Source organism: Stenotrophomonas sp. TEPEL, assembly GCF_004348785.1.
Lineage (GTDB): Bacteria > Pseudomonadota > Gammaproteobacteria > Xanthomonadales > Xanthomonadaceae > Stenotrophomonas > Stenotrophomonas indicatrix.
In genome coordinates this window covers 360,938-367,571 of sequence record NZ_QQXJ01000001.1, presented here as the reverse complement: position 1 = coordinate 367,571, position 6,634 = coordinate 360,938, and the positions used below count along the sequence as shown (strand labels likewise).

General features: G+C 68.3%; 7 protein-coding genes. 2 read left to right on the top strand and 5 right to left on the bottom strand.

The window, feature by feature from the left end:
* Window positions 1–181 precede the first annotated feature (181 nt).
* From ampE to TEP_RS01645, 5 genes are all read right to left on the bottom strand, one after another.
* Entirely contained in the window at window positions 182–1,069 is an 888-nt protein-coding gene (gene ampE / locus TEP_RS01665; RefSeq protein WP_132823909.1) for a regulatory signaling modulator protein AmpE, read from the bottom strand.
* 94 nt (window positions 1,070–1,163) lie between these two features.
* On the bottom strand, window positions 1,164–2,096 hold the full coding sequence (gene nudC, locus TEP_RS01660) for an NAD(+) diphosphatase (RefSeq protein WP_132823907.1): 933 nt from the start codon (window positions 2,094–2,096) through the stop codon (window positions 1,164–1,166).
* A 141-nt stretch (window positions 2,097–2,237) separates the two neighbouring features.
* On the bottom strand, window positions 2,238–2,630 hold the full coding sequence (gene erpA / locus TEP_RS01655) for an iron-sulfur cluster insertion protein ErpA (protein ID WP_132823905.1): 393 nt from the start codon (window positions 2,628–2,630) through the stop codon (window positions 2,238–2,240).
* A 31-nt stretch (window positions 2,631–2,661) separates the two neighbouring features.
* Complete coding sequence (locus TEP_RS01650; protein ID WP_132823903.1) at window positions 2,662–3,126, bottom strand: polymer-forming cytoskeletal protein; 465 nt, start codon at window positions 3,124–3,126, stop codon at window positions 2,662–2,664.
* Window positions 3,127–3,130: 4 nt separating this feature from the next.
* On the bottom strand, window positions 3,131–3,874 hold the full coding sequence (locus TEP_RS01645; protein ID WP_025874629.1) for a DUF6776 family protein: 744 nt from the start codon (window positions 3,872–3,874) through the stop codon (window positions 3,131–3,133).
* A 178-nt stretch (window positions 3,875–4,052) separates the two neighbouring features.
* Between TEP_RS01645 and TEP_RS01640 the strand changes: the two genes are divergently transcribed.
* Together TEP_RS01640 and TEP_RS01635 are read left to right on the top strand one after the other, a co-directional pair.
* Window positions 4,053–4,670, top strand: a complete 618-nt coding sequence (locus TEP_RS01640) for a DUF4126 domain-containing protein (RefSeq protein WP_132823901.1) — start codon at window positions 4,053–4,055, stop codon at window positions 4,668–4,670.
* Window positions 4,671–4,714: 44 nt separating this feature from the next.
* Window positions 4,715–6,610 (top strand): EAL domain-containing protein, encoded by a 1,896-nt coding sequence (locus TEP_RS01635; protein WP_132823899.1) that lies wholly within the window; start codon window positions 4,715–4,717, stop codon window positions 6,608–6,610.
* The last annotated feature ends 24 nt before the right edge of the window (window positions 6,611–6,634 follow it).

Sequence of the window (6,634 nt, the reverse complement as noted above, 5' to 3'; positions counted from 1 at the left end):
CTGCAGGACCGCTGCAGGACCGTTGGCGCCATGGATGGCGCCATCGAGCCCCCATGGATGGGTTAACGGCGTGTCCTGCAGCCCCACACCGCCCCACCAAACCCACAGAAATCCAGAGCCGCTGTTGCAGTTGCAGTTGCTTCCAGCGGGTGCAGGGCAGCAAGCCCTGCAGAAAGAACAACTAGGTCACCCAGCCCGCGATCACCAGCAGGGCCAGCACCGCCAGCCACAGCAGCAGCATCCGCCACACCAGGCTCATCGCATCCCGCAGGTCCGGCAACCGCTGCCACACCGGCAGCAGGCCGGCTTCGGTGTAATCGTGAGCGTCCTCGCGCAGCTCGGCATTGACGCTGGCACGCGCCACCGCGCCCAGGAAACCAATGCCGCCGGCAAAGCGCTCACCATGCGCCTGGCGCCATGCCTTCCAGGCCGTGTCGAAGTTGCCGACCAGGGCCATCGAGAACGCCATCAACTGTGCCACCGGCCACTCGATCCAGCCCAGCAGCCGCTGTGCCAGCGCCAGCGGCTCCACCGGCACGCGCGCGCGCATCGGGCTCTCCGCCATCAGTGCCAGCAGGCGATAACCGAGAGCCCCCACCGGGCCCAGCAGCAGGAACCAGAACAGCACCGCGAACCAGCGCCGCAGGGCGTTGAGCACGGTCGCCTCGACCAGTGAAGGAACATCCTCGCGCAGGCTGCCACCGGCCGACTGCAGGTTGCGTACCGCCGCCTGCCGGGTTGGCGCGTCGTCGGCATCGATGATCGCTTCGATGTCGCGGTCCAGATCGCGCGGGCCCCAGCACCAGGCCAGCACGGCCACGCCCAGCAGCAGCGCCGGAAGGCCGAACAGCACCCCGCGCAGCAGCCAGGCGATCAGCGCCATCAGCAGCAGTGGCGGTACGACCGCCAGCGCCACGCCGGCAGCCCCCTGCCATGCCCGACCACCGCGCGCGTCCAGCCAGCCCAGCCAACGCCGGAAGCCGTCGAAACGGCGCAGCGACGCGGCAGCGGCCGGGGCGACATGGCCAAGGGCCAGTGCCACCAACACGGCGACCAGGGTGGTGAACATGGCAGGTCTCCCTACGAGCGAGCGTTCGGCGTCGCTACCTTACCTGTCGCAGCGTCGCCGTCAGCGGTGAACCGTACTGTAACCGGCAGCGTGTTCAGGTGGCGGCAATGCTGGCGCCGCCGGATGCCGGTTGCTGGCGGTACCAATGCTCGATCAGGCCCCGCGAAATGGAAATCGGCGGTGACAGACGGATGCCTTCACCATCGTCCTCGACGTCACGCGCGAGGGCCGCGCCAACTTCCTCGGCGCTGAACCAGCGCGCGTCTTCCAGCTCGCCATCCACGGTCGGCACGTCGTCGTGTGCCTGCGCGCGGAAACCGACCATCAATGCGCCGGGGAACGGCCAGGGCTGCGAGCCCAGGTACTGGCAGGCGGTCACCCGCACCTTGCTCTCTTCGTGCACTTCGCGCGCTACGGTCTGCTCGAAGGTCTCGCCCGGCTCGACAAAGCCGGCCAGCACCGAATAGCGGCGCGGCGCCCAGTTGGACTGGCGGCCCAGCAGCAGCCGGCCCTGGTTTTCCACTGCGACGATCACGGCCGGGTCGACGCGCGGATAGTGCTCGGTCGCGCACTGCGGGCAGCGGCCGACGAAGCCACCCCGGGCGAACGTCACGGCACTGCCGCAGACACCGCAGAAGCGGGTACGCGATTGCCAGTAGGACATGCCACGGGCGTAGCTGAAGGCGGTCGCATCGGCCACGGTCCACAGCAGCGCCGCCTGGCGCAGGTCGAGCCGGCGTGGCGCGGTGACCGTCACGCTGGACGCTTCCACCGAGAACCACGCCTGCTCGCCACGCAGGCCGAGGAAGATCGCGACACCGGGCCCGCCACCAACATCGGCGCCGGTCAACCCCAGCGGCTGGTCGTCATCACCGGTGAAGGCGGTGCCGTCCTGGTCCAGGACAAGAATGCGCGCATCGGGCCACAGGCGCGCCAGGGCATCGGCATCTTCGCGCATGGCATCGGCGCGCTCCAACGGTTCACCCACGAAGGCAAAACCGGAAAGCGGCGAAGGAGAATTGAGCATCCAGCTAGCCTGCCGCCAATCACGGCAAGTGGCAAGCCGCAGACTGTGCAGAAACCCGCCTGTCGTTGCAGTAACGGTCATCCACGCATGGCGTGGATCCAGCGAAGGCAGCGCGCGGGGTGCATGCCCCACGCCCTGCGATTACATGCTGAAACTGCTGCCGCAGCCGCAGGTGGTCTTGGCGTTCGGATTGCGGATCACGAACTGCGCACCGGTCAGGCTCTCGGTGTAATCCACTTCGGCACCCATCAGGTACTGCAGGCTGAGCGGATCGACCAGCAGGGTGACCCCGCTGGTCTGAACCGCCAGGTCATCGCCGGCACGGTTCTCGTCGAACTCGAACCCGTACTGGAAGCCCGAACAGCCGCCCCCCTCGATGTACACACGCAATGACAGGTCGGGGTTGCCCTCGTCCTGGATCAGTTCCTTGACCTTGGCCGCAGCGGCCTCGGTGAAGTTCAGCGGCCGATCCAGCGACTGGTAGTCGGGCGCGGCAGCCGGCGTGGCGCCGGGGAGGGAAACGAGCGTGGTCATGGGCTCAGCATGGGGGCACCGGCGCTGGCTTTCAAGCCATCGCCTCGGCCAGTTTGCGGCGGGCGGCGGTGTCGCCCTTGCCGTCGCCGGACGCTTCGCCCTCCGGCGCAGGCAGGGCCTGCATCGGCGCGCTGGCATGGATCAGCCGGCCGTTCAGCTGGGCACCCGCGTTCATTTCCACCACCTGGTAGTGAACGTTGCCGTTGACCCGGGCACTCGGGGTCAGTTCGACCTTCTCGGTGGCATGGACATCACCGTCCAGGCGGCCACTGATGACCACCACCTGGGCGCGGATCTCGCCTTCGATCACGCCATGCTCGGCGAGGGTCAGGGTCGCCGCGCTGGCACCCTCCTGGGCAATCACCTTGCCATGGATGCGACCTTCCACGTACAGGCCACCACTGAATTCCACATCGCCACGGATCACCACCTGGTTGCCGATCAGGGCATCCACCACCAGTTGGCCATCACGGCTGGATTTGCTGCTTCCGAACATCTGCCTACTCCCCTTTGCTGGCCGGTGCGCCGGCCTGTTTCCAGTCGAATACCTGCGTGGTGCCCCCCGCACCACTCCCCAATGTCACCTTCACCCGTTGCGGGGTGAAGTCAGCCGGCAGCATCACGCTGCCGGTGAGCTGCTGGAAGTACCGGAACGAGTAATCCTGTCCCGGCACCTTGCTGCGCTGGTGCAGCTCGTCCCAGCTGATGGTGGCCAGCTTGCCGTTCTTCACGCCTTCCACGGTGAAACGCATCTGCCCTTGGCTGATCGCTCCGCGGTTGAGGTTCTGCGTCAGCACCACGCTGTACTGCCAGGTGCCGGCCGATTCCGGGCTGAATTCGATCGAATGGGTGTTCAGGCCCTTGCGCTGGCTGGTCGAGCCCACCAGGCGTTCGTAGAAGGCGACGTCAGCGCGCAGGCCGGCGATCTCTTCATCGCGCTCGGCCAGCGAGGACTGCACTTCGTTGTTGGCGGCGCGGCTGATGCGGTCCGACGCTTCCAGCGTGGCCTGCTTCTGGCGCAGTTCGGTCAGCTGCGTCTGCAGCGTATCGGCGCGCTTCTCGGCAGCCTGCACGCGCTGGCCCTGTTCACCGCGCGGCGTGCCCAGCCAGCAGCCACCCAGCACCGCAAGCACCAGGCTCAGCAGCCAGATGCCGGCGATCACCAGCAGGCGACGGCGGTCGGCGGGTGGTTGCGCGGCACCGGGAAGGCGGACCTGCACGCGCATGGGAGGGCGGTTGTTCATGGGTAGTCTCCGTGGCAGCGCCGAAGCGCCGCCAGTACGGCCCCTGGGGCAAACGACGGGCTAGTGTATGACAGGAACGGCAGGTTTCCCCGGTGCCGGCCGGCACCGGGCGGTGGCATTCAGCCACTCCATGGTCGATAGTGTGGCACCCCGCACAGTTCCGCCGCCGGAGCCCGCCATGACCGAAGCCCACCTGTTCGTGATCGGCATCCTGCTGGCCTGGCTGGCCGGCATCCGCGTCTACCTCACCGTGTTCGGCGTCGGCATCGCCGGCCTGCTCGGCTGGGTCGACCTGCCACCGGCGCTGCAGGCCACCGAGTCGTGGTGGGTGCTGGGCACATCGGCGGCGCTGGCCATTGCCGAATTCTTCGCCGACAAGATTCCCGGCGTGGATTCAGCCTGGGACCTGGTGCAGACTCTGGCGCGCGTGCCCGCCGGCGCTTTCCTCGCGGCAGCGACACTGTCGCCCGATGGCGACCTGGGCACCGGTGCACTGGTGGCCGGCGCGGGCGTTGCGCTGGCCAGCCATGGCCTGAAGGCCGGCACCCGCGCCCTGCTCAACACCTCGCCGGAACCGGCCAGCAACTGGGTCGCCTCTGCGGCCGAAGATACCGTGGTGATCGGCGGCTTGGCACTCGCGCTGGCGCATCCATGGATCGCGCTGGTGGTGGTGCTGGCCTGCAGCCTGGCCGGCGCATTGCTGGTCTGGCTGGTCTGGCGCACCCTGTGGAAAAGCGTGCGCTGGTTGGCACGTGGCGGCAGCGACCACGGACAACGGCAACCGCGTACCGGTTGATCGGCAGGCTTGTCGCATAATGGCCGCGAACACCAGGAGCATCGATGGCCGCAAACGAATCCGCCGCGGGCCCCCGCCCGGGACGCGCTGAAACCCCTCCGACCGATCATTGGCAACGTTGGGCCGCCCCCTTGGCCGCGGCAGCGCCCGCCGAAGCAGTGTCGGCAGTGTCAGAGGCACCGGCCCTGTCGGTGCCCGGCGACGGCGCCCGACTGGCGGCTCCGCCGCCCCTGCCTTCCACCGCGGCACTGCCGGAGGCGGGCAACAGTGACATCCCGCCTGTCGATGCCGACGCGCCCTACCGCGTGCTGATCGTCGAAGACGATCGTGCCCAAGCGCTGTTCGCACAGAGCGTGCTGCATGGCGCCGGCATGCAGGCGATCGTGCTCGGCGATGCCGATGGCGTGCAGCAGGCCATCCGCGAGCAACGTCCTGACCTGATCCTGATGGATCTGCACCTGCCCGGGCTGGACGGCATGCGGCTGACCGCGATGATCCGCCAGCAACCCGGCATGCAGCTGCTGCCGATCGTCTTCCTCAGCGGCGACCCGGATCCGGAGCGCCAGTTCGAAGTACTCGATTGCGGTGCCGACGACTACCTGAGCAAGCCGATCCGGCCGCGCCACCTGATTGCCGCGGTAGCCAACCGTATCCGCCGCGCACGCGCGCAGGCAGCGACCCTGCCCGGTGCCAACGGTGCGCCGGCCACCAGCAACCCGGAAACCGGGCTGCCCACGCGCCACCACGTGCTGCAGCAACTCAACGCGACGCTGGCCCAGCACGAACCCGGTGGCGTGTTCTTCGTGGAAATCTCCAGCGCGCTGGGCCTGCGCGAGCGCTATGGCTATGCGGCCTTCGAGCGGCTGATGGTGCAGGCCGGGCAACGCCTTGCCGAGGCTGGCCATCCGCACCTGCTGGCGCGCCTGAACGACAACAGCTTCCTGCTGCTGGCGCGCAACGCCGATGAGGACAGCCTGGAGGCGATCGCCGGCACCCTGCGCGAGCAGCTGTCGGCGCGCGCCTTCGTCATCCGCGACGACGAATCGGTACACCTGCGTGGCGTGGTCGGCTACGCGCCGCTGTCGCCGGGTTTCGACGATGCCAGCAGCGCCCTGGAAGCAGTCGAACGTACCACCCTGCAGGCACGCCTGCTCAGCGCTGGCGTGGCCGGCCACGTGCATCGCCAGGTCACCACCGAGCAGGAGCACCTGGCGTTGCTGGAGGGCCAGCTTGAGCTCGCTTACCAGCCGATCGTCGCCGTCGCCGGCGGCAGCAGCGCGCAGTACCAGTTGCTGCTGCGCCTGCGCCGGACCGATGGCAGCGTACTGACCGCCGGCCAGGTGATTCCGGCAGCCGAGGCGGCCGGCCGCATCGCCGACCTCGACCAGCAGGTGCTGGAGCATGCGATGGGCCTGCTGGACCTGTATCGCCACGCCACCCAGCCGCTGAACCTGTTCGTCTCGCAGTCGCTGCGCACCCTGCAGCGCGATGCCTTCGCCGATTGGCTGCTGGAGTCGCTGCAGCAGCGCCGCCTGCCCGGCAGCGCGCTGGTGATCGACGTGCGCCTGCCCGACGCACTGATCCACACCGTGCCGTTGCAGCAGTTCTGCCAGCGCATGGCCAGCGTCGGCGTGCGCTTCTGCCTGAGCCAGTTCGAACCGGGCAGCGAAGCCCTGGCCCTGCTCACCCAGCTGCCACTGTCGTTCGTGCGCATGGCCGCACGCTTTTCCAGCAGCCACTCCAACCCCGACACGCGCGAAGAACTGCGCCGATCGATCGAGCAGGCGCATGCAGCCGGCCTGCAGATCATCGGCCAGCAGATCGAGGACCCGCAGGCAGCGGCCGCGATGTGGGTCGGCGGTGTCGATTACATCCAGGGCAACATGGTGCAGTCAGCCGGCAGCGACCTTAACTTCGACTTCCACAACGCGGTGCTCTGAGTGTCACCGACGGTCGGGCTGTTG

What these genes read in the sequence shown, in the direction of transcription:
- ampE (WP_132823909.1), bottom strand. Translation starts at nt 1,069, where the DNA reads ATGTTCACCACCCTGGTCGCCGTGTTGGTGGCACTGGCCCTTGGCCAT.
- nudC (WP_132823907.1), bottom strand. Translation starts at nt 2,096, where the DNA reads ATGCTCAATTCTCCTTCGCCGCTTTCCGGTTTTGCCTTCGTGGGTGAA.
- erpA (WP_132823905.1), bottom strand. Translation starts at nt 2,630, where the DNA reads ATGACCACGCTCGTTTCCCTCCCCGGCGCCACGCCGGCTGCCGCGCCC.
- TEP_RS01650 (WP_132823903.1), bottom strand. Translation starts at nt 3,126, where the DNA reads ATGTTCGGAAGCAGCAAATCCAGCCGTGATGGCCAACTGGTGGTGGAT.
- TEP_RS01645 (WP_025874629.1), bottom strand. Translation starts at nt 3,874, where the DNA reads ATGAACAACCGCCCTCCCATGCGCGTGCAGGTCCGCCTTCCCGGTGCC.
- TEP_RS01640 (WP_132823901.1), top strand. Translation starts at nt 4,053, where the DNA reads ATGACCGAAGCCCACCTGTTCGTGATCGGCATCCTGCTGGCCTGGCTG.
- TEP_RS01635 (WP_132823899.1), top strand. Translation starts at nt 4,715, where the DNA reads ATGGCCGCAAACGAATCCGCCGCGGGCCCCCGCCCGGGACGCGCTGAA.